This is a genomic window from Thalassotalea sp. G20_0 (genome assembly GCF_017744175.1).
Taxonomy (GTDB): Bacteria; Pseudomonadota; Gammaproteobacteria; order Pseudomonadales; family Endozoicomonadaceae; genus Endozoicomonas.
Map to the genome: position 1 here is coordinate 1 of NZ_JAGHQV010000391.1, position 684 is coordinate 684.

General features: G+C 51.9%; 1 protein-coding gene. It reads right to left on the reverse strand.

What is annotated here, in order from left to right; genetic code table 11:
• Positions 1–653, reverse strand: a 653-nt coding sequence (locus tag J7438_RS26665; protein WP_286196971.1) for a Na+/H+ antiporter NhaC family protein, incomplete at its 3' end; no start/stop codon positions are given.
• Positions 654–684: the final 31 nt, after the last annotated feature.

Sequence of the window (684 nt, forward strand, 5' to 3'; positions counted from 1 at the left end):
AGCCCCATTAGCGAGAATATCACCAGGGCCAGCAGATAGGCCGGTCCTGTAGTAAACAGCATGCTCTGAATATGGGCGTAGAGATCAACTCTTGAGGTCATGGCGGCCAGGTTAGTGGTATCGGAAACCGGTGACATTTTGTCACCAAAGCAGGCACCGGAGATAACCATTCCGGCTACCAGGGGCGCAGGTATGCCCATGGTGGTCCCGATCCCCATCAGGACAACCCCCATGGTCCCAACCGTTCCCCAGCTGGTACCGGTGGCCAGGGACATCAGGCTACAGAGGAGCAACCCGGCAGGCAGGAAAAGCGCCGGACTGACAAATTCAATGCCGTAGTAAATCAATGTTGCCAGCGTACCACTTTGAATAAACGCGGCAATCAGTACACCAATCAGAATAAAAATATAAATCGCCGTCAGCGCTCCGCTAATCCCGGCATTCATGGCCTTCCGAATGGCACGAAAGTCATAGCCAAGTGTAAAGGCACTGATGGATGCAATCATCAGGGACAACAGAATCAAGCTGTGCAGGCTGGTTTCCAGAATAAAAAGCCCGGCACTAATGACGCCAATGATTGCAGCAAGGGTGATAAAAGCATGGAGAAAACCGGGCTCTTTCCATGACGTTTCTGCCGAAGTCGATACAGCCAAACCAGAACTCCTTTGGATACTGGGCAAATAG